This is a genomic window from Parabacteroides sp. AF18-52 (genome assembly GCF_003479145.1).
GTDB classification, from domain to species: domain Bacteria; phylum Bacteroidota; class Bacteroidia; order Bacteroidales; family Tannerellaceae; genus Parabacteroides; species Parabacteroides faecis.
In genome coordinates this window covers 159493-182180 of the sequence record NZ_QUGR01000011.1, presented here as the reverse complement: position 1 = coordinate 182180, position 22688 = coordinate 159493, and the positions used below count along the sequence as shown (strand labels likewise).

General features: G+C 42.2%; 17 protein-coding genes. 10 read left to right on the top strand and 7 right to left on the bottom strand.

Annotation, left to right across the window (positions count from 1 at the left end; genetic code table 11):
- Positions 1–186: 186 nt before the first annotated feature.
- The 4 genes from phoU to pstC are packed head-to-tail and all read right to left on the bottom strand — an operon-like array spanning position 187 to position 3758.
- A complete protein-coding gene (phoU, locus tag DWX23_RS17850) occupies positions 187–861 on the bottom strand; it encodes a phosphate signaling complex protein PhoU (RefSeq protein WP_122375451.1) in 675 nt (224 codons plus the stop codon).
- Positions 862–895: 34 nt separating this feature from the next.
- Positions 896–1648, bottom strand: a complete 753-nt coding sequence (pstB, locus tag DWX23_RS17845) for a phosphate ABC transporter ATP-binding protein PstB (RefSeq protein ID WP_122354195.1) — start codon at positions 1646–1648, stop codon at positions 896–898.
- 27 nt (positions 1649–1675) lie between these two features.
- The gene (gene pstA / locus DWX23_RS17840; RefSeq protein ID WP_122375450.1) at positions 1676–2563 is read right to left on the bottom strand and encodes a phosphate ABC transporter permease PstA; all 888 of its coding nucleotides are present in this window, start codon (positions 2561–2563) and stop codon (positions 1676–1678) included.
- 7 nt (positions 2564–2570) lie between these two features.
- Positions 2571–3758 (bottom strand): phosphate ABC transporter permease subunit PstC, encoded by a 1188-nt coding sequence (gene pstC, locus DWX23_RS17835; protein ID WP_122354197.1) that lies wholly within the window; start codon positions 3756–3758, stop codon positions 2571–2573.
- A gap of 244 nt (positions 3759–4002) precedes the next feature.
- Here pstC and DWX23_RS17830 point away from each other — a divergent pair, with 244 nt between their 5' ends.
- Genes DWX23_RS17830 through DWX23_RS17815 form a run of 4 tightly spaced genes read left to right on the top strand, consistent with a single transcriptional unit; the run spans position 4003 to position 8129 of the window.
- Positions 4003–5205 carry a glycoside hydrolase family 88 protein gene (locus DWX23_RS17830; RefSeq protein ID WP_122375449.1) on the top strand — a complete coding sequence of 401 codons (1203 nt, stop codon included), beginning with the start codon at positions 4003–4005 and terminating at the stop codon, positions 5203–5205.
- A gap of 6 nt (positions 5206–5211) precedes the next feature.
- Positions 5212–6432 (top strand): DUF2264 domain-containing protein, encoded by a 1221-nt coding sequence (locus DWX23_RS17825; protein ID WP_122354199.1) that lies wholly within the window; start codon positions 5212–5214, stop codon positions 6430–6432.
- 46 nt (positions 6433–6478) lie between these two features.
- Positions 6479–7321 (top strand): 5-dehydro-4-deoxy-D-glucuronate isomerase, encoded by an 843-nt coding sequence (gene kduI / locus DWX23_RS17820; RefSeq protein ID WP_122354200.1) that lies wholly within the window; start codon positions 6479–6481, stop codon positions 7319–7321.
- A 13-nt stretch (positions 7322–7334) separates the two neighbouring features.
- The gene (locus DWX23_RS17815) at positions 7335–8129 is read left to right on the top strand and encodes a gluconate 5-dehydrogenase (protein WP_122354201.1); all 795 of its coding nucleotides are present in this window, start codon (positions 7335–7337) and stop codon (positions 8127–8129) included.
- 127 nt (positions 8130–8256) lie between these two features.
- Here DWX23_RS17815 and DWX23_RS17810 read toward each other — a convergent pair whose 3' ends face one another.
- The 3 genes from DWX23_RS17810 to DWX23_RS17800 form a co-directional block, all read right to left on the bottom strand.
- Positions 8257–9531 carry a hypothetical protein gene (locus DWX23_RS17810; RefSeq protein ID WP_122375448.1) on the bottom strand — a complete coding sequence of 425 codons (1275 nt, stop codon included), beginning with the start codon at positions 9529–9531 and terminating at the stop codon, positions 8257–8259.
- Between the two features lie 829 nt (positions 9532–10360).
- Entirely contained in the window at positions 10361–11857 is a 1497-nt protein-coding gene (locus DWX23_RS17805; RefSeq protein ID WP_122354203.1) for an acetyl-CoA hydrolase/transferase family protein, read from the bottom strand.
- Between the two features lie 75 nt (positions 11858–11932).
- The gene (locus DWX23_RS17800; protein ID WP_122375447.1) at positions 11933–12370 is read right to left on the bottom strand and encodes a hypothetical protein; all 438 of its coding nucleotides are present in this window, start codon (positions 12368–12370) and stop codon (positions 11933–11935) included.
- A 251-nt stretch (positions 12371–12621) separates the two neighbouring features.
- Here DWX23_RS17800 and miaB point away from each other — a divergent pair, with 251 nt between their 5' ends.
- The 6 genes from miaB (at position 12622) to DWX23_RS17770 (ending at position 22688) form a co-directional block, all read left to right on the top strand.
- Positions 12622–13992 (top strand): tRNA (N6-isopentenyl adenosine(37)-C2)-methylthiotransferase MiaB, encoded by a 1371-nt coding sequence (gene miaB, locus DWX23_RS17795; protein ID WP_122375446.1) that lies wholly within the window; start codon positions 12622–12624, stop codon positions 13990–13992.
- A gap of 296 nt (positions 13993–14288) precedes the next feature.
- Positions 14289–14855 carry an RNA polymerase sigma factor gene (locus DWX23_RS17790; RefSeq protein ID WP_229801161.1) on the top strand — a complete coding sequence of 189 codons (567 nt, stop codon included), beginning with the start codon at positions 14289–14291 and terminating at the stop codon, positions 14853–14855.
- Positions 14856–14922: 67 nt separating this feature from the next.
- Positions 14923–15987 carry a FecR family protein gene (locus tag DWX23_RS17785; RefSeq protein WP_122375445.1) on the top strand — a complete coding sequence of 355 codons (1065 nt, stop codon included), beginning with the start codon at positions 14923–14925 and terminating at the stop codon, positions 15985–15987.
- Between the two features lie 153 nt (positions 15988–16140).
- Positions 16141–19572, top strand: a complete 3432-nt coding sequence (locus DWX23_RS17780; protein ID WP_122375444.1) for a TonB-dependent receptor — start codon at positions 16141–16143, stop codon at positions 19570–19572.
- 11 nt (positions 19573–19583) lie between these two features.
- Positions 19584–21476, top strand: a complete 1893-nt coding sequence (locus DWX23_RS17775) for a RagB/SusD family nutrient uptake outer membrane protein (protein WP_122375443.1) — start codon at positions 19584–19586, stop codon at positions 21474–21476.
- Between the two features lie 27 nt (positions 21477–21503).
- On the top strand, positions 21504–22688 hold the full coding sequence (locus DWX23_RS17770) for a DUF5000 domain-containing lipoprotein (RefSeq protein ID WP_122375442.1): 1185 nt from the start codon (positions 21504–21506) through the stop codon (positions 22686–22688).

Below are 22688 nucleotides of genomic sequence, written 5' to 3'. Positions count from 1 at the left end.
CACTCTTTTCGTAACTTCGGGGTGCAAAGATACAAAGAAAGAGAGAATGAACAATAGCCCTAGATAATGTCGGTTATTCGTTGGTTGGTAGTGGCTTGTTAAGAAACAGACTTGTTGCATGCAATATCGGTTTGTCAGAATAATTATTTTCTGGCAAACCGATTATTTATAAAAGGATTGTATTGTTTAATTCTCTGTTTTTCCGATATGCTTCATCACCTTGGCATCCAGATAGAAGATCAGTTCTTCGGCTATGTTGGTACAATGGTCGCCGAAACGTTCCATCTTGCGGATAACTCCTGCCATATACAGACCTACCAGGGCACTTCCGGGATGCTTTTCGATATAGTCGGCAATGATTTTGGTTGAGTTATGGTTGATTTCGTCGATGAGGTTGTCTTTTAAAAAGATACGCGATGCAATTTCCGAACTTTCTTTTTCGAAAGCTTCCTGGCTGAGGGTGAGCATACTTAATAATTCATGTAACATTTCCTCTACCCGGGTTTCTTTGATCAATTGCGGGTCGACGGGAGCACCTTCCGGCAGATTACCTGCAAAACGTGCGATACTTTCAGCAAAGTCACCCAGACGTTCCAGGTTTGTGTTGATCTTGTACATGGCAAGGACAAAGCGCAGATCGACGGCAACCGGAGCATACAGGGCAATGATATCTTCGCAATCGCTGTCTATCTTCAATTCAAAAGCATTTACACGGCGTTCGCGACTGATCACTTTATAAGCCAGTTCCTTGTCTCCGGTAAGCATTGCTTCCCCTGCATTATATAACTGTTGGTGGACCAAAGCCCACATTTCGCTGATACTGTTTTTTAAGGAGGCAATCTCCTGATCTATTACTTTCATATGTAATTATCGATTTTCAATTATCAATTTTCAATTACCCGAATCGTCCCGTAATATAATTCTGAGTCGATTCTTTCTCCGGATTCGTGAATATCTTCCGCGTATTGTCGAACTCAATCAACTCTCCCAGATAAAAATACCCCGTCTTGTCGCTGACACGTGCAGCCTGCTGCATATTATGGGTAACGATGACGATTGTATATTCATTTTTAAGCTCATGTATGAGTTCCTCTATCTTGCTTGTCGATATCGGGTCCAGTGCAGAAGTCGGCTCATCCATCAGAAGAATAGAAGGTGATATCGCCAATGCACGGGCGATACACAAACGCTGCTGTTGTCCGCCGGACAAGGCGAAAGCCGATTCTTTCAGTTTATCTTTTACTTCGTCCCAGAGAACGACCTGTTTAAGCGTCTTGACAACCGTCTCTTCGATATAGCCATTGTCTTTTACCCCGTTTACCCGGAGTCCGTACGCCACGTTTTCAAAGATTGTTTTCGGGAAAGGATTCGGTTTCTGGAATACCATACCCACATTTTTACGGAGCTGGTCCACCTTTTCCCCTTTTCCGTAAATATCCCTTCCGTCGATCCCGATTTTTCCGTCCATATGCGTATCGGGTATCAGATCGTTCATTCGGTTGAACAAGCGTAAGAAGGTGGATTTACCGCAACCGGAAGGACCGATGAAAGCAACCGAGGTGTTTGCTTCAATCTGCATCGAGATATTCTTTAAGGCATGGAAATCGCCATAATAGAAATCTACGTTTTGAGCATCAATCTTTATCATATTATTATTGTTTTATTCTTTCTGTTGTTAGTTCATTTTTACTTTTTTGGCGAAATAACTTCTTAGTGCATTGGCCAGTAAGTTTACAACCAGTACGATGGCGATCAGGACCAGCGCCGTTCCGTATGCCATTCCGCGTGAAGCCTCGATATCTGTTCCGCTGGTGGATATTACATACAAATGGTATGGTAAAGCCATACACTGGTCGAAGATACTTCCCGGTAATTGCGGGAGGAAGTAAGCAGCAACGGTGAAAAGGATGGGGGCTGTTTCTCCGGATACGCGTCCGATCGACAGGATCAGTCCGGTAATAATATTCGGGAAAGCCATCGGTAATACGACACGGCCTATAGTTTGCAGTTTGGTTGCTCCCAGTGCCAGGCTGCCGTGACGGAAAGAATCATCGATACTTTTCAGGGCTTCTTCCGTCGTGCGGATGATCAACGGCAGAGACATCAATGCCAGAGTGAACGAGCCGGCGATAATAGAATCTCCCCATCCCAGCGTGATCACGAACAGTGACATACCGAATAACCCGAAAACAACGGATGGTACACCGCTCAGGTTGTTGGTCATGATCCGGATGAAACGGATGATCTTTCCGTTTGTTGCATATTCATTCATATAAATCCCGCTCATGATCCCGATAGGGAAACTGATCAGGCTGCTGCCTAATACGAGATAAAGTGTTCCGACGATAGCCGGGAAAATACCTCCGGCAGTCATCCCTTCGGCAGGAGCTTTCGTAAGGAAATCCCAACTGATTACTTTTCCTCCCTGGATAATGATAAAACCGAGGATAAAGAAGAGTATGACTACGACCAGATAACTGAGAAGAGTGAATATACCGAACGCAACTTTCTGTGAAGTCCGTTTCTTTGTGTCGACGTTGCCTAATTTTTGAACAGGTGCCATAGCTTAATCACATTTTTCTTTTGGATGAGATATATTCTACTGAAATACTTAACAGCAGCGTGATAATAAATAATACTGCCCCTAACAGGAACAATGCCTGGTAATGGGCTCCCCCGGCAGGTGCTTCACCCAGTTCTGCTGCGATGGTTGCCGGAATGGTTCGTACCGGCTCAAAGAAAGAGGTCGGTATAACGGCCGCATTACCAGTCACCATTAAAACGGCCATTGTCTCTCCGATAGCCCGTCCGATACCCAGGACGATCGCCGATGTGATACCGGATATGGAATAGGGGATAATCACTTTATAAATTGTTTGCCATTGAGTAGCTCCCAATGCCAGACTGGCCTCTTTCATTGCCCGGGGAGTCGTGCGCATGGCATCTTCTGCAACTGTGATAATGGTCGGTAATGCCATGATAGCCAATACGACGCTACCGGCAAAGGCTGTCTCTCCGACCGGAAGGTTCAATCCTTTCTGTATGAGCGGAACGATTACGACCAGACCAAAGAAACCATATACAACGGAAGGAATACCAGCCAGAAGCTCAATAACCGGTTTCAGTATTTCACGGGTTCGCTTATTGGCTATTTCCGCCAGATAGATGGCGACTGCCACACCGAATGGAAGTGAAAGGACGATTGCTCCGATGCTGACCAGCAATGTTCCCAGCAATAAAGGAATAAGTCCGAAGATGGGAGCAGGTGCGGAAGTCGGATACCATTTAGTCCCGGCGAAGAAATCGGATAGTGATATTTTCTCTTCAGGAAGAACAGTCCCCTGGAAGTTTTGTGCCAGATATTGCTGGGGGAAGAATGCAATGATTCCCGGCTCTTTTCCGACCAGTTCGCTGATTTTTTCCGGGACATACTGGAACTCATCTCCCAATTCTTCTTCACTGTAATATTGTGTCAGGTCGGAAAAGCGAAAGACCAGGATCTCTTCATCTTTGCCGTTCACCTCTTTCCAGTTGGTTATTTTGGCATCGAAAATATCCATGATCGTTTCCGGAGACAGATGGCTTACATCATTACTCTTATTCACAGCGAGTACATACCCTTCTTCCACAACCGGACTGCTAAAAAGGCCGGAAGCCTCTTTAAAAAGAAAAAAGACAATCAGCAGGATCGTGAAACTGGTTACACTTCCGCTGATCAATAGTCCTCCTTCGACAATTTTTTCAAAAAACTTTCTCACGTCATTTACCTCTTTGTTCTGAGTGCAAAGTAAGGTAACATGTATTAAGAACAGGTTAAGGCGCTTTGAAGTAAATGTTACATTGATATTTCAAAAATGTTACACGGACTGACAGGTATTAATCGTAAGCCTTTTTATGTTGTAAATTCAAGTATCTTACCTTTTTTGGATGGTTATGTCGAATTTTAGAATATAAACCAGTATATTTGCCACAAACTTAAAAACTTAATAACCTATTTTTATCATGAACAAATTTCTTTCGTACGGAGTGTTTGCGTTCACAGTGCTATTGGCTTCTTGTGATTCACAACCCAAACAGGAACCTATTGCTGATGTTATTGACCGCGGTCTGAAGGCTTCGACCGAACAAGCTCTTTTAATGGCAAAAGACCTGGAAAGCCAGGAAGGTCGTCTGCCTAAAGCGATCAACAAAGAAGGCACGTTGGAAACAAGCGACTATAGCTGGTGGTGCAGCGGCTTTTTCCCTGGCGAATTATGGTATCTGTATGAAAACAATCCGACTCCGGAATTAAAGAAATATGCCGAAATGTATACCGACCGTGTGGAAGAAGTGAAAAATATCACTTACAGCCATGACGTCGGTTTTATGTTGTATTGTAGCTATGGTAACGGATACCGTCTAACCGGAAAACCGGAATATAAGGATGTGATGCTAACCGGAGCCAATTCGTTGGCGACTCGTTTCGATGAACGGGTGGGAGCGATCCGTTCCTGGGATTTCAATAAAAAGGTATGGCAGTTCCCGGTTATTATCGATAATATGATGAACCTGGAGTTTTTCAGCTGGGCATCCAAAGCATCGGGTGATGACCGTTTTCGCAAAATGGCTATCTCTCATGCAGATAAGACAATGAACAACCATTTCCGTGACGATTATAGCTGTTACCATGTAGTCTCTTATGATACGATAACCGGTGTTCCCCATAAAAAACAGACCCATCAGGGAGCTGCCGACGAGTCTGCATGGGCTCGCGGACAAGCATGGGCTTTGTACGGATTTACTATGATGTATCGTGAAACGGGAAAACCAGAATATCTGGATCAGGCAAAACATATCGCTGCATTTATCATGAACAATCCGAATATGCCGGCTGATAAAGTGCCGTATTGGGATTTTGATGCTCCGGGCATTCCGAATGTTCCGAGAGATGCATCCGCCGCTGCTATTATGGCATCTGCCCTGATCGAATTGAGCCAGTTGGATAAGAGTGAAGAGGCTAAAAGTTACCTTGATTTCGCTGAACAACAGGTGCGTTCGTTGACTACTCCTGAATATCTGGCAGCTAAAGGTACCAATTGTAATTTCGCATTGATGCATTCTACCGGTCATTTCCCGGGTAACAGCGAAGTGGATGTGCCATTGAGCTATGCAGACTATTATTATGTGGAAGCATTGATGCGTTTAAAAAAACTGACAGAAAAATAAGACTTTATGACTAATCTGATAAAAACAACTGCTTTTTTAGTATGTTTCCTGTGTTTTTCATTGAATGGTAAAGCACAGCAGAGCGGGGCGGAAGACCGTGCTTTTTGGGTAGAAACATTGACCCGTATTGCTGATCCGGTATTGACGAATCTGAGTAACAATACGTTGAAGAAGAATATGCCCTATGAATCTCTGTCGAAAGACAGGAGTGATTTCTCTCACCTGGAAGCTGTAGGCCGTCTGATCTGTGGTATTTCTCCCTGGCTGGAATTGGGGCCGGATAATACACCGGAAGGTCAGCTACGCGATAAATATATCCGTCTGGCGGTAAAAGGACTGAAGAATGCCGTCAATCCGGAATCTCCCGACTATCTGGTATTTGGAAAACCTTATCAGCCTTTGGTGGATGCCGCTTTTCTGGCGCAAGGTTTGTTACGGGCGAGAACGCAATTGTGGGATAAGTTGGATTCGCAGGCTAAAGAATGGATGATTACTGAATTTAAACGCAGTCGTGCCATCAAACCCTGGGATAACAACTGGCTTTTATTTGCTTCGACAGTTGAGGCGGCTTTGCTGGAATTTACCGGTGAGTGTGATATGGACCGTCTGACTTATGGTGTTAAGAAATTCCGTGATGACTGGTATAAAGGGGATGCCTTGTATGGTGACGGCCCTGCTTTCCACATGGACTACTATAATAGTTTTGTTATCCATCCGATGCTGACAGATGTATTGCTGGTTATGAAAAAGCATAATCTGGAAGGTGCCGATTTTGTCGATACCCAGTTGCCTCGCTTGACCCGTTATGCAGAACAGTTGGAACGTTTTATCTCTCCGGAAGGAACTTTCCCTGTAGTCGGTCGTTCTATCGTGTACCGTTTCGGTGCATTTCATGCATTGGCACAGGCTAGTTTGATGCAGGTGTTGCCCGAACGGGTAAAACCGGCTCAGGTGCGTTGTGCTATGACAGCAGTGATCCGTAACCAGATGAAATCGCCGAAGAACTTCGATGCCAACGGGTGGTTGCGTGTCGGTTTTACCGGTGAACAAATCGATATGTCTGAGTCTTATATTAATACAGGGAGTGTCTATCTGTGTGCTGTCGGTTTGCTGGCATTGGGGTTGCCGGCTTCAAATGAATTCTGGTCGGCTCCTTATGCGGAGTGGACAAACCTGCGTGCCTGGAAAGGTGAAAGTGACGTAAAGGCAGATCATGCGCTTAAGTAATTGAAAGTGGAGAATTGAAAATTGAAAATTAAATACAGATAAGAAGATGAAAACAAATTATGAATTGCGTTATGCTGCGCATCCGGAAGATGCGAAGCAATATGATACGAAACGTATTCGTCGGGATTTCCTGATCGAAACGGTTTTCGCACCGAATGAAGTGAATATGGTTTATTCCATGTACGATCGTATGATTGTGGGTGGCGCCATGCCTGTGGGTGAGGTCCTGAAACTGGAAGCGATCGATCCGTTGAAAGCTCCTTATTTCCTGACACGCCGTGAAATAGGTATTTTCAGTGTCGGTGGTCCCGGTATTGTAAAAGCGGGTGATGCAACTTTTGAACTGGACTTTAAAGAAGCGCTTTACCTGGGTTCGGGTGATCGCGAAGTGACATTTGAAAGCAAAGATGCCAAGAATCCTGCTAAATTCTATTTTAATTCGACTACGGCTCATCGTAATTATCCGGATAAAAAAGTGACCAAGGCGGATGCTGTTGTGGCTGCTATGGGGTCGCTGGAAATGTCGAACGACCGTAATATCAACAAGATGATCGTGAATCAGGTATTGCCTACCTGCCAGTTGCAGATGGGTATGACCGAACTGAAACCGGGTAGTGTATGGAATACGATGCCGGCACATGTTCATAGCCGTCGTATGGAAGCTTATTTCTATTTCGATATTCCGGAAGATCAGGCTATCTGTCATTTTATGGGTGAAGTAGACGAAACCCGCCATATCTGGATGAAAGGCGACCAGGCTGTTCTGTCTCCGGAATGGTCTATCCACAGTGCGGCCGCTACTCATAATTATACTTTTATCTGGGGTATGGGTGGTGAAAACCTGGATTATGGCGATCAGGATTTTTCTAAAATTACAGACTTAAAATAAATCGAATACTAAAATGGTAAATTTCTCATTAGAAGGAAAAGTGGCACTTGTAACAGGTGCTTCTTACGGGATTGGTTTTGCGTTGGCTACTGCTTTTTCTCAGGCAGGTGCAAAGATCGTCTTCAATGACATCAAACAGGAGCTGGTGGATAAAGGTCTGGCTGCCTATAAGGCAGAAGGTATCGATGCCAAAGGTTATGTTTGCGACGTGACCAACGAAGAACAGGTAAATGCGATGGTTGCTCAGATCGAAAAAGAAGTAGGCGTGATCGATATTCTGGTAAACAATGCCGGTATTATCAAGCGTATTCCGATGCACGAAATGACGGCTGCCGAGTTCCGCCAGGTGATCGATGTCGACCTGAATGCTCCGTTCATCGTTTCAAAAGCAGTTATCCCTTCAATGATCAAAAAAGGTCACGGAAAGATTATCAATATCTGTTCGATGATGAGTGAACTGGGACGTGAAACAGTTTCTGCCTATGCCGCAGCTAAAGGTGGCCTGAAAATGCTGACACGCAATATCGCTTCTGAATACGGCGAATATAACATCCAGTGTAACGGTATTGGTCCGGGTTATATCGCGACACCGCAGACGGCTCCGCTTCGTGAACTTCAGCCGGACGGTTCACGTCATCCGTTCGACTCTTTCATCATTGCCAAGACACCGGCAGCCCGTTGGGGAACTCCGGAAGATCTGATGGGACCGGCTGTGTTCCTGGCTTCCGATGCTTCCGATTTCGTAAACGGACATGTGTTGTATGTAGACGGTGGTATTTTGGCTTATATCGGAAAACAACCGAAATAAATAGCCTGATAAAGACGAAGGTCTTTGCTGGTGAAAAGGATTCCTTCCGGGAGAAATTCAGATTTCTTTCGGAAGGAATTTTATTTTCTACCGGATGGAACATAAAATACTCTATAAAAAGGAAATCTTACCCCATTAATGTAATTTCCTTCACGACATGATTCTTGACAAGGGCATACATTATATGTCCCGCAAAGGAATCATCCCTGTCTTGGAAATAGAGTTCCAACTCATACAGAATACGGCCATCTTCTTGCTCTTCTGTCTTTATATGCAAGGACTGTAAATCAATTTGAGATGCAAAGTCTTCTACCGACAAAGGAGGTTCTCCTGCAGCCTCTCTCCATGAGACCAGACTCTCTGCCATGCCTTCGGCCATTCGCCGACGCCAAACCGTTTCACCTTCATCCTCCAGTTCCTTGACATACGTGTGAATGGCTGAAAGATGCTTTTTTATCAGTACTTCATGCGGACACGGTATAATCTCCTGCCTTTTACGATTTTGCTTTTTTACGAGTTCTATCGCTTGTTCCAGATACTCTATTCGGTCGACTGGTGACAATAGGCGATTTTCCCAAAGCGTTTGCAGCATGACCAACCGTTCTTCTATCGGTTTGTCTCCATACAACGCTTCTCCATCCAATTCCAGAGAGGCGTTATGCTCATCCAAAGTCATTCTCCGTTCTATACCGAACAGTTTATTTCCTCCCTCAATCATCCGGTCGGTAAAATCATCTATGAAAACAATCAACTCATGCAGTTGAACTGGTAAATCGATCCGGTTCTTCTCTGCATTCTCTTCCACGATTCGGGCAAACTGTAGAACCCTCGCCAATGCCAAAGAGAACTTCGTATCATCACGCATCAACTCGTCCGGTAAGTGCATAGCTTGTAGAGCAGGTAACATTCTAGCCAGATACTCGCTTGCCTCGCGGCATTTCACAATCATATCCGCTTCCTTATTATCCCAGGCAACAGCTGCACATTGCAGATTATCAATAAAAGACTGGCGATCTAAATAATCCCAGTACCGCTTTTCCATCGCTTCATCCGGAAGTTCAGGAAGATGTTCCTTCAACTCTTTTATTTTAACCTTCAACGAATTCACATAAGCGCGTTGCTCCGGTGGAAGCGGTGCAGTTCTCTTCTTTTTTTGAGGTGCCGCAATAACGGGAGGGTAGTCTGTCGGCATTCCCACAGGTGCGATGGAAAAAGAGAAATCCACTTTCCTGCCCCAGATGGTCACTTTATAATTTTTCGATGTCTTATAGCCGTAAAACCATAATTTCATCGATTCGATCCAAAACTCCGTATTCTCCTCTATCGATACTTGCGAGATATTCGCAATCTTGTCCGTTAAGCGAAATTTCCACACATTTGTTTTATCCTCTCCATTTCCCATCTTTCTTAAATTTTCCGTCTTTAGCACTAAACAAACAACAACTTGAACAAAATACCACAACTACCAGTAAAAAAAGTTTCACAAGTTTCATGTTATTAATCGTTTTATGGTTCACTGTCTCATAGTGCTAAGGAAACGTCGGGAAGTTACAGAAAAAGTTTCGTGCTGACAAATAGATATACTCTTTATTATTTTACTAATAAAAACTTGTTTAGGATACTATTCAGTTTTGGTTTATTGGAAATATATCAAAATGACAATTCACCTATCCTATGGTTGTCCCCTCTGTGTCCTTTATCAAGTCAATTGAATCAGATGCGTTTTAATAGAAGTTGTCGGAGGTCGTTGTGTTGCTGATTGGCCGGTTATTGTGTCGGTTGGATTTTATTTGTGGTTTGGGCTTTTCAATGTGTTATATATTTATTCCTTATGGTGATATTGTGATGTTTATATTTATATCTGTTTCAGTGGTGAAATAGAAGATGAAAACTGCTAAAAAGCATACTTTAGGGTCTGGATATGGTTACTTTTAATAGGTGTTTTTACTATAATTAACAAAAATATCTCTTTAAATGGTCCCCCATTTTATTTAAAAGGAATTTTTTTTCGTTTAAAACGAACTTACATTTTATTTAAAACGAGATGGAAGGTAGATGTTTTTTAGAGAATGTGTTAATATTTGTATTTGAAGTTTGTCTGGAAGGAAGAAAAAGAGAAATAGTAGTGTTCTTATAAAGGTCTGTTTTGTGTCAAAAAGAAATAAAAGGAGGGAAAAGAATAGCACGCAGACAGATTACTCATTGTTCTGCGTGCTATTAATATGTGATAATTATTTGTTGTATTTGCTCCAGTCTACATTGTGCATGTCACCGCTTGCTGCCAGTTCTTCGTGGAAAGCGAAGCAACATTTCAGGTTCTGCGGAGTGTGACCTTTTACACCCATTGCCAGATATTCTCTCAATAACGGCTTGTAATCCGGATGAACGCAATTGTCAATGATACAGTTTGCACGTTCGATCGGCGATTTACCACGCAGGTCGGCTACACCGTATTCTGTGATGATGATCTTTACAGAGTGTTCGCTATGATCCAGGTGAGAAACCATCGGAACGAAAGCACTGATCTTACCTTCTTTGGCTGTAGAAGGAGTCGTGAAGATAGACAGCATAGCTGAACGGGTAAAGTCGCCTGAGCCACCGATACCGTTCATCATTCTTGTTCCTGATACGTGGGTAGAGTTGATGTTACCGAAGATGTCGGCTTCCAATGCTGTGTTGATAGCGATCAGACCTAAACGGCGGGCAACTTCCGGGTTGTTGGAAATTTCCTGCGGACGAAGAAGGATTTTATCCTTGAAGAAATCGAGGTTCGCATAAATTTCGCGGATCACTTCGTTGCTTACAGATAAAGAGCAACCACTGGCGAATTTAACGCGGCCTTCTTTCATCAGGCTGATAACAGCATCCTGGATAACTTCTGTATATACATTAAATGCCGGGATTTCTTCGTTAGCTCCCATACAGCCTAAAACAGCATTGGCAACGTTGCCTACACCACTCTGCAGGGGAACGAATTCTTTCGGCAGACGGCCTGCTTTGATTTCGCTAACCAGGAAGTCGGCAACATTCTTACCGATAGCCATTGTAACGTCATCCAGCGGAGAGAACTTACCACCTTCGTTCGGTTCTTCTGTTTTAACAATGCCGACGATCTTAGCCGGATCTACCTTTACATAAGGTGTACCGATACGGTCGGAAGGAGTATAAACAGGAATTTCACGGCGATAAGGAGGATCGGCCGGTTCATAAATATCATGCATGCCACGAATTTCTTTCGGGTGGCGGCTGTTCAATTCAATAATAATACGGTCAGCCATCCGGCAGATAGTCGGCAGGATACCGACGCCACTGGTCGGAACGATTTCACCGTCTTCTGTTACATCGGCTGCTTCAACGATCGCTACATCGATTTTACCCAGGAAACCGTAGCGCAGGTCTTGCGCCAGTTCGGAAAGGTGCATATCGAAATACTGTGCTCCGTGAGAATTCAACAATGCGCGGAGGTCTTTGTTCGATTGATATGGAGTACGGAACTTGATAGCGTTGGCACGTGCCAGTTCGCCGTCCAGCTTATCACCGGTAGAAGCGCCGGTAAACATACCGATCTGGAAAGGATTACCTTTTTCATGTTCCTCCATCGCTTTTTTTGCAATGGCTCCCGGAACAACTTTCGGACATCCGGCAGGTGTAAAACCACTGAATCCCACATTGTCGTCGTGATGTACGAACGAAGCAGCTTCTTCAGCTGTAATGAATTTTAAAGCCATGATATTATTTTTTTTATTAGATAAATACTTGTTAGTCAGCTAAACGGCTGCAAAGGTATTAAAAAAGAAGATAGATCAATACTTACGGTTAAGTATTTCTGAGTAAATAACAGCTTTTCTTAACTCTTCGATATTATTGAACTCAATATCTTCCAGCATGGTGTGTTCTTCTTCATACGGAAAGGCCATAGGGCGGGACGTACTGACTTTGGATTGATGGATTTCTTTTTCTGCGGAAAGGAAAGCTTTCGGAGTCTGCGCCTCTTTTTTCAAATTCTTTTTACCGGAAGTGGCTTTGACCGGAGCCGGTTGTTGTGGCGACACATTTTTTACTTCTTCCAGAATTTCCCAGAAACCTTTGCCCGAAGATGTATTTTCTTCAGGGAACGTGTCATGTCCGGGCTGTCCGAGTACCTGTGTCGGGCGCTTTTTTTTGTTTTTTGAACTGAATAAACCGCTCACGGCGGCAATTATCAGAAAAACAATATAGATCCAATCGCCTAAGTTATCCATAACTTTGATTATTTTTGCACTCCAAATGTAAGAAGAATAATTGAATAGTGAAAGAGGTAAGTAATATAAGCAGTATAAAAGTAAATAAGGGTAACTTCACAGCCACCCTTATTCGATTTAACCAAAACCTTAACTATGAAAAAATTTACGTTTTTCGTATGCAAATATAGCAGTCGAATTTGAACTGTGCAAACCTTTGGAGGTTTATTTTTATAGAACGTAAGATTTTAAATTTTATTAACAAGGACAAAATGGCGAATCAGGAAAATGGCGCAGACTTAAAATCTGCAGCCGGATTTGAGGAGAAAAAGTTGTTCATCGAAACTTACGGGTGCCAGATGAATGTAGCGGACAGTGAGGTAGTCGCTTCCATTATGAAAATGGATGGATATGCCATGACTGACAAAATTGAAGAAGCGGATGCTGTTTTTGTGAATACCTGTTCTGTGCGTGATAATGCGGAACAGAAAATTTACGGAAGGCTACAGTATTTCCAGTCGCTTAAACGCAAAAAGAAATCGCTGATTGTCGGTGTATTGGGATGTATGGCCGAACGGGTGAAAGAAGAGTTGATCAATGTGCATCATGCGGACCTGGTTGTCGGGCCGGACTCTTATATGGACCTGCCGAACCTGGTAGGGGCCGTAGAGCATGGTGAAAAAGCGATCAATGTGGAGCTCTCCACGCAGGAGACCTATAAAGATGTGATGCCGCTGAAATTGGGTGGTGTGCATATCTCCGGTTTTGTGTCGATCATGCGCGGATGCAATAATTTTTGTACGTATTGCATTGTACCTTATACCCGCGGTCGTGAACGTAGCCGGGATGTGGAAAGTATCCTGAACGAGATACGGGATATGCGTGACAAAGGCTTTAAGGAAGCAACGTTGTTGGGGCAGAATGTGAATTCGTATGCTTTTGAGAAGGATGGCGAAACCGTAACGTTCCCGATGTTGCTGGAACGTGTGGCTTTGGAAGCTCCCGAAATGCGTATCCGTTTTGTGACATCTCATCCGAAAGATATGAGTGATGATACGCTCCGTGTGATTGCCGCCCATGATAATATCTGTAAGTATATCCATCTTCCGGCCCAGTCGGGAAGTTCGAAGATACTGAAAGTGATGAACCGGAAATATACCCGCGAATGGTATCTGGACCGTATCGCTGCTATCCGACGCATCGTTCCCGAAGCGTCTATCGCAACCGATTTGTTTTGCGGCTTCCATTCGGAAACGGAAGAGGATTATCAGGAAACGCTTTCATTGATGCGTGAAGTCAAGTATGATGCAGCTTTCCTGTTCAAATATTCCGAACGTCCTGGCACTTATGCAGCCAAACATCTTCCGGATACTGTATCGGAAGAAGAAAAAGTGCGCCGCTTGCAGGGAATGATCGACCTGCAAAATAAGTTGTCGGAAGAAAGTAATCTGCGTGATATCGGAAAAGAATTTGAAGTGTTGATCGAAGGCTTCTCCAAACGTTCCCGCGAACAGTTGTTCGGTCGTACCAGTCAGAACAAAGTCGTTATTTTTGATAAGAAGAACTATAAAGTCGGACAGTTTGTGAAGGTGCGGATTACCCGTGCTTCTTCTGCTACATTATTTGGCGAAACGGTAGAATAATACTAATTTTATATAGAAAAAGGCTCTGCTTTTATACTAATTAGCTATAAAAGCAGAGTTATTTTTTATAAATAAGTATTTAGTACTGATAGAACTAAACCTTTTCTAACACGCAAATATAGTTTATTTTAAACAAGTTAGCTCCACATCACTAAAAAAAGACGTCCTCTTCCTTTTTCTTAACTCCTTATTATTCAGGCCTAAAAACAGTCTAAAAACCTTAGTTCTATCAGAACTAAGTCCGACTTATTTTCGGGTGAGCATGAAAAACTTTGTCTGAGCTAATGGAGGGGGAAATGAGATATACTGAAATGTCTGATGCACAATTGTGGATTTTGATAATAGAAAAGGATAAAGCAGCTTTTGAACAACTTTACCGACGTTATTATTCTCCACTATTGGCTTATGCTTTGTCTTTTCGTTTTGATGACGAGATGTCTAAAGATTGTATTCAGGACTTATTTGTCAAGCTTTTTACTTCTGATTCATTAACCCCGATTGAATATGTAAAAGCTTATTTATACAGGGCATTGAGAAACCTCCTGATCGACAGGTCTAATATGGTTATGGAAAGTGTGAGTTTGGAAGAGAATTTAACCATAGATTTTCTGATCGAGGATATTGAACTGGTGAGATTATTTGAAAAGGAAGATGATTATCTTGAAAAAAGTAGATTATTAGTGAAAGCCTATGCTCAGTTGTCGGATAACCAAAAAAATGCAGTTTACCTTTATTATATAAAAGAATTTTCATGGGATGAAATGTCTGTATCTTTGGATATTAACACACATTCTTGTATGAATCTGGTCGCCCGTTCCGTTGCCAAACTCAGGAAAATAATGGGGACAGAAAATAAAAAATGAATTTTTTACTCAAAAAGTGAGGAGTAAAAAGTCTTTTTCCAGTTATACTAATGATATTTCAATAAAAATGGAAAAAGATTATAAACAATTTCAGAAAGTTACAGAGCGATTGACGACTTATCTTCGTATCCGTGAAAATGTACAGAGACGAGGCGAAGACGAGGTGTGGAAAAGAATAGAGGAGAATATTGAAGGAAAGAAGAGATTTTTGTTTAGACGCCGGCTTTATATTATTTCTACTGTAGCCGCTGTGCTTTTGCTCTTGTTCTTATCAGTTGAGTATCTGTGGCTCAGGGATTCTGATCCTCTGGATGCTTATGTCGCCTTATTGGATGAACCGACATTGGATAGTTCTCAGATTCAGGTCTATTTGTCTCCGGAAGAAAAAGTGATGGTCGAAGAGAATACGGCATCTGTGAGTTACTCACCTAAAGGAAATGTTTCTATCAACCAGATGGAGCAATCGGATACTCTATCAAAAAATAAAGAGCAAGAGTTTAATCAAATCGTTGTTCCCAAAGGGAAATATACTCATTTGACACTTTCCGACGGATCGACTGTCCATATAAATTCCGGTAGTCGTGTCGTATATCCGCGTGTATTTTCTTCGGAGAGCAGGGAGATATATGTTGAAGGAGAGGTCTGTTTGGATGTAACTAAAAATGAAAATGTTCCGTTCATTGTTAAAACAGTGTCTTTCGATGTAAAAGTTTTAGGCACAATCTTTAATGTGAACGCATACAAAGGGGATTCGGATCACGAAGTTGTGTTGATTGAAGGATCGGTCCGTTTGTCCGACCAGCATAAAAACAGGATAGAATTAAGGCCGGATCAGTTGGTTGCGGTCAATCAAGGGAAAATAGGGGAGATAAAAAAAGTTGATGCTTCAGACTATATTGCATGGACGAATGGATTGTTAGTTTTGCAGTCCGAGCCATTGTCTAAAGTCTTTAAAAAGTTAGAACGCTTTTATGGGATTTCAATTCACATTTCTCCTGATGCCGGTTTGCTGAAGATGAAGGGGAAAATTGATCTGAAACAATCATTGGACGACCTGATCGTGCTGATCTCTTCATCGGCTCCAATTCGTTGGAATAAAACAGATGGGGAATATTATATAGATGTAAAATGAGAGAGATAATATAATTTGTTCAACCTTAAAATTAATAAGCCTATGAGATGATAAAAAGATAAAAATAAAAAATCCGGATAGTATTAGCGGTACTACCCGGATGATTAGATTGAACCAATTTGCATACAGGTTAAATCCTTAAATCACAAAGATATGAATTATAATACATTTAAAATGAAGTGGATGATAAAAAAAATAAAAATCCTCTTCTTTGTTAATCTTTTTTTGACAATTTCGTTGAATCTTGATGCTGCTTCGGTATCGAATTATGCTCAGATAAAACAGTTTACTTTCCATTTTGAGAAAAAAACAATACAAGACGTTTTTAATTATATAGAGCAGAACAGTGAGTTTGTATTCCTTTTTTACGAAAAAGTGTTGGATACGAACCGCAAGGTAAATGTTTCCGTCAAAGATGAATCTATTGAGTCTGTATTAAATAAGTTGCTGAAAGATACTTCAGTGACATACGATATCAAAGATCGTCAGGTTGTATTAAAAAAGAAGGAAGAGAAATCTCTGCCAGTTCCTGCATCGACTCCGCAACAGCAAAAAAGTGTGACGGGAAAAGTAGTGGATGAAACGGGAGAACCGTTACCAGGTGTGGCCATTGTGGTAGAAGGATCTCCTCGTGGTGTCACGACGGATATCGACGGAACTTTTAGTATAGATGTAAAAAGTTCGGACAAGCTGATATTCTCTTATTTGGGAATGGAGCCTCAGACGATCCCTGTGGCAAGTAAGAAAGAGTTGATTGTCACTTTGAAAGCGAAGGTGGATGAATTGGAAGAAGTTACGGTGGTTGCTTTTGCCAAACAGAAAAAAGAAAGTGTGATTGCTTCCGTTTCAACGGTTAAACCTTCCGACCTGAAGGTCCCTTCCAGTAACTTGACAAATGCTTTTTCCGGGCGTATTGCCGGTATGATCTCTTATCAGCGTACGGGGGAACCCGGAGAAGATAATTCGGACTTCTTCATTCGTGGTGTGACGACCTTTGGTACCGGAAAGTCGAATCCGTTGATCCTGATCGATGGTGTGGAAATGACGACAGAGGACTTGGCCCGTTTGACAACCGATGATATTGCCAGCTTCTCTATTATGAAGGACGCCAATGCAACTGCTCTTTACGGAGCGCGTGGTGCGAATGGTGTTATTCTTGTCAGTACCAAAGAAGGAAAAGAGGGAAAAGTCAGTATTTCCGTTCGGGCAGAAGGTTCGTTCTCTTCTCCGACAGAACAAGTGGGAATTGCCGATCCGGTCACTTACATGCGTATGCACAATGAAGCTGTGCGTACACGTGACCCATTGGCAGCATTACCTTACTCTACATCAAAAATAGTAAATACGGAAAAAGGATTAAATCCTCTCCAATACCCGGCCATTGATTGGCGTGATATGTTGTTCAACAATCACACGTTCAATCAGCGTTACAACATGAGTATTAGTGGTGGTGGTAAAATTGCCCGTTATTATGTTGCAGCAGCTTATAATAAGGACAATGGTATCATTCAGATGGATAAACGTAATAATTTTAATAATAATATCAGTATCAATAAATATATATTACGTTCAAACATTAATATAGACCTGACAAAATCGACTGAAATCATTGTCCGTCTGCATGGAGCTTTTGATGATTATTCCGGTCCGCTGGACGGTGGTTCGTCTTTATATGAGAAAGCGTTAAATGCCAGTCCTGTATTGTTCCAACCTTATTATCCGGCTGACGAAGCTAATAAATATACTTCTCATATTCTTTTCGGTAATTATGGGGAAGGAAATTATTCGAATCCTTATGCCGATATGGTTAAAGGCTATCAGGAATATAGCCGTTCGACCATGTTAGCTCAATTTGAGGCAAAGCAGAAGCTGGATTTTATTACAGAGGGGTTATCAGCAAGAGCTTTGTTTAATGTGAACCGATATTCTAAACTGGGTAATTCAAATTCATATAAACCGTTTTATTATTCATATTCTGCCAATCCGGACAGTCCGGACTTATATAAATTGACAGCCTTGAATCCGGATGGCGGTACAGAATATCTGGAGTTTGCAACCGGGGCCAGGGAGGTAACCAGTACCTTGTATTTTGAAGGTGCGCTTGCTTATCAGAGGGAATTTAATGATAAGCATAATGTTTCCGGAATGTTGGTTTATACAATGCGCGATTATGTGGACAGTAATGCAGAGACATTGCAGTTGGCTCTTCCGCATCGTAACATAGGATTGGCCGGACGTTTTACTTACGGATACGATAGCCGTTATTTTGTGGAGGGTAACTTCGGTTACAATGGTTCCGAACGGTTTGCTAAGAATGAACGCTTCGGTTTTTTCCCTTCTATCGGTTTAGGGTGGATAGTATCCAATGAGTCTTTTATGAAGCCTTATTCCAAGTGGTTAAGTAAACTAAAGTTGAAGGCTACATACGGATTGGTCGGTAACGACCAGATCGGAGAGAATAAAGACCGTTTCTTCTATCTTTCCCAAGTAAACGCAAACGATTCGGGGAAAGGTTTTACTTTCGGCGAATATTTTAATTATACCAGAAATGGTGTTTCCATATCTCGTTATGAAGATCCTTTCATTACCTGGGAAATAGGAAAGAAAATGAACCTGGGACTTGAGTTGAATTTGTGGAATAGTTTGGAGTTGCAGGTGGATTATTTTACGGAACATCGTTCGAATATTCTACAGGAACGTTCATATATTCCGACTACAATGGGATTGCAAGCCACTCCGCAGGCTAATGTTGGTAAAGCCAAAGGGGGAGGTATAGATATTTCCCTTGACTATAATCATTCTTTCTCAAAAGATTTATGGGTATCTATGCGCGGAAATTTTACTTACGCAAGTAGTGAATATGTGGAATATGAAGAACCCGATTACAGTGATACACCTTGGCTGTCGCGTAAAGGAAAGAAAATATCCCAGACATGGGGGTTGGTTGCGGAACGTTTATTCCTGGACGAAGAAGAAGTAAAGAATTCACCTAAACAAACTTTCGGCGATTACGGAGCCGGTGATATCAAGTACAAGGATATTAACGGCGACCAGATTATCGACGATCGCGACAAGGTGCCCATCGGTTTTCCGAAAACACCGGAAATAAATTATGGTTTCGGACTTTCTGCCGGTTATAAAGGTCTTGATTTCTCTTGTTTCTTCCAGGGGTCGGCTCGTTCTTCTTTCTGGATTGATCCTGCAAAAACAGCTCCGTTTGTAGGAAATACTGCTCCGAGAGCCTTGTTACAATATTATGCAGATGATCATTGGTCTGAAGACAATAAGAATATTTACGCTTTGTGGCCCAGGTTATCGGCTAGTCAGGTCAAAAATAATGAGCAGGCCAGTACCTGGTTTATGCGGGACGGTGCATTCATTCGTTTAAAAACAGTGGAAGTAGGTTATTCTTTGCCTCAAAAATGGGTAAAAACGATAAGTCTGGCTAATGTGAGGCTTTATGTGACCGGCAACAACCTTTGTGTCTGGTCGAAATTTAAAATGTGGGATCCTGAGCTGGCTGGTAATGCTTTTAATTACCCGTTACAGCGTGTCTTTAATTTTGGAGTCAATATTAACTTATAAATCAGAATATTATGAAATACTTTTCGAGATTGATCATAATTGCATTGACCTTTTTCTCTACCTCATGTGCAGATTATCTGGATATTGTGCCGGATGATATTGCTACAATAGAGAAATCGTTTAATAACAGGGCGGCAGCAGAACGTTTCTTCTTTACTTGTTACAGTTATCTTCCGAATCCGACGGATATTTGGAATAGTACGGAGCTGATGACCGGAGATGAGATATGGTGGGATATTGATCAACCTAACTGGGTTACCAATCCGGTGACTTATATTGCTAAAGGTAGTCAGAATGCCAATAACCCGTATCTCAACTATTGGGATGGCGAACAAAACGGGAAGAAATTATTTGTGGCAATACGCGACTGCAATATTTTTCTGGAAAATATTGACCGGGTGCATGATATGGAGGAGTATGAAAGGAGCCGCTGGATTTCGGAAGTTAAGTTCCTGAAAGCCTACTATCATTACTATTTAATGACTTTATACGGACCTGTTCCAATCATTGATGAGAACTTACCGGTTTCGGCTTCTCCGGAAGATGTTCGTGTATATCGGGAGCCGGTGGATGATGTTGTAGAATATATTGTGAATTTGATAAATGAAGCTATCCCCGATCTTCCGCTTGAAATTGCTGATAAGACAAATGAAGCCGGACGTATCACGCAGCCTATAGCGGTTGCAATAAAAGCAAAAGCTTTAGTCTGGGCTGCCAGCCCGTTATTCAACGGGAATGCGGATTATATACATTTTGTAGATAATCAGGGACGGAAACTGGTTGATACTGAATTTAAAGTAGAGAAATGGCAACGTGCGGTAACTGCACTAAAAAATGCTATAGATACCTGTGAGCTGGCAGGACATCAATTGCATACTTTTAGACCGACCACTTCTATATCTGATACAACTGCATTAAAGTTGACACTTCGTTCTGCCTTTTCTGAAAAATGGAATAAAGAGGTTGTTTGGGGATCGACGCATGATGTGGGGGCTTTACAAAAACTTTGTATGCCTCACCTGGTCGTAAACAATTTGGGGAACGGTACAAATGAAATATGTGCTACTCTGAAGATTGCAGAACAATTTTATACCGAAAATGGTATTCCTATCGATGAGGACCCTTCATGGGACTACGAAAACAGATATGATACGCAGAAAGTTACGGATAAGGATAAGTTTTATCTGGAACCGGGTGAGGTAACAGCCAAACTTCATTTTAACCGGGAACCTCGTTTTTATGCAACTCTGGGATTTGACAGATCTGTTTTTGAAGGTGCCGGTAAAATCACGGATAATGATAAGTGGTATTTACATGCCCGCAAGAGTGAGATATCCGGATTCAGAAGTACGGGTGAACATATTCCGACCGGCTACTTTATTAAAAAGTTGATCAATTATGAAACAACGGCAGGGACAGCTTCCAATACTTACAACGGCGTTCGCTATTCATTCCCGCTAGTCCGTATGTCCGATCTCTATCTTTTATATGCCGAGGCCTTGAATGAGGCAAACTCTACTCCTGTGGCAGACGTTTATGCATATACCGACAAAGTTCGGGAACGTGCCGGACTAAAAGGTGTTGTCGAATCCTGGAAGAAATCCAAACTGGCTAATAAACCGAATACGCAGGAGGGGATGCGGGAGATCATTCACCAGGAGCGTCTGAACGAACTGGCTTGTGAAGGTGTACGTTCCGCTGATTTGCGCCGTTGGAAAGAAGCTATGGATTATTTGAACCAACCGGTTAGAGGCTGGAATTATCAAGGGGAAACGGCCGACTCTTATTATACGGTGGTGACTTATGCAAACCGTATATTTAAGACTAAAGATTATCTATGGCCGATCAAAACGAATTCTATAACTATTAATTCGAATCTGGTACAGAATCCTGGCTGGGAGTAATATGTAGAAATAATAAAAGAGAACATTATGAAACAGTTAATATATTCATTTTTTTTGTTGGTATTGATCTCATCATGTGCGGAAGATCATATCGGACAAACTCCAACAGATGGTACAGCTCCGTCGACGATCACGGCGGTGGAGGTAGAAAGTACACCCGGTGGAGCTAAGATATCGTATACAATACCTAAAGAAACCGATATTTCGTATGTGAAGGGTGTTTATTATGTAAATAACCGGGAGCATGTGGTGAGGTCTTCCATCTATAAAAACAGTTTGGAAATTGAAGGTCTGGGTACAACGGATCCATTAGATATCACATTATATGTCGTCGATCATAGTGAGAATGTTTCCGAACCGTACGTGGTGACCATCAATCCGTCGACGCCGATAGTCGATCTTATATTGAGCTCTGTTAAATTGCAGGCAGACTTTGGCGGTGTCAATGCCACCTGGAACAATGGTTTGGGCTCGGAGATTGGTTTAACTATAATGGCTACAAACAGCAAAGGAGAATTGGAAGATGGCGAAACATATTATTCGAATATGAAAGAAGGTGACTATTCATTTAGAGGTTATGATGATGTCAAACGAGTGTTTGCATTATATCTGACTGATAAGTGGGGAAATGTTTCTGATACCATTCAACAGGAGGTTTCTCCGTATTATGAAATGCAGTTGGATAAGAGCAAGCATAAACGGCTTGTTTTGCCAAAGGATAATAGTACGAACCTGAATACAAATTATACATTCGAAAAAATGTTTGATAATAGCCTTTCGAGTATGTGGCATACAACAGAAAAAGATGGCTCTATACCAATCTGTTTCACACTGGATTTGGGTGTCGATGCAAAATTGAGTCGCTTTAAGCTGTATCATCGTGACGGTACGTCCTGGTTCTATAAACATTACAACCCCAAAACATTTGAAGTATGGGCTACCGATACTTATAAAGAAGGAATGGGGGATGAATATTGGACGGAAGAGTGGAAGAATGATTGGGTGCAAGTGGGCGATTATGTCACCTTGAAACCTTCCGGAGACGGAACTGTCACCAATGAAGATGCGGAGTATGCTTCTAAGGGATTCGAGTATTCTGCACCTTTGGACCTGAAAAAAGTACGTTATCTGCGTTTTGTCGTGAAAAGTACATGGTCGGGAGCTGCCTATTTGCATATTGCTGAATTGACTTTCTGGGGTAATGATCGATAA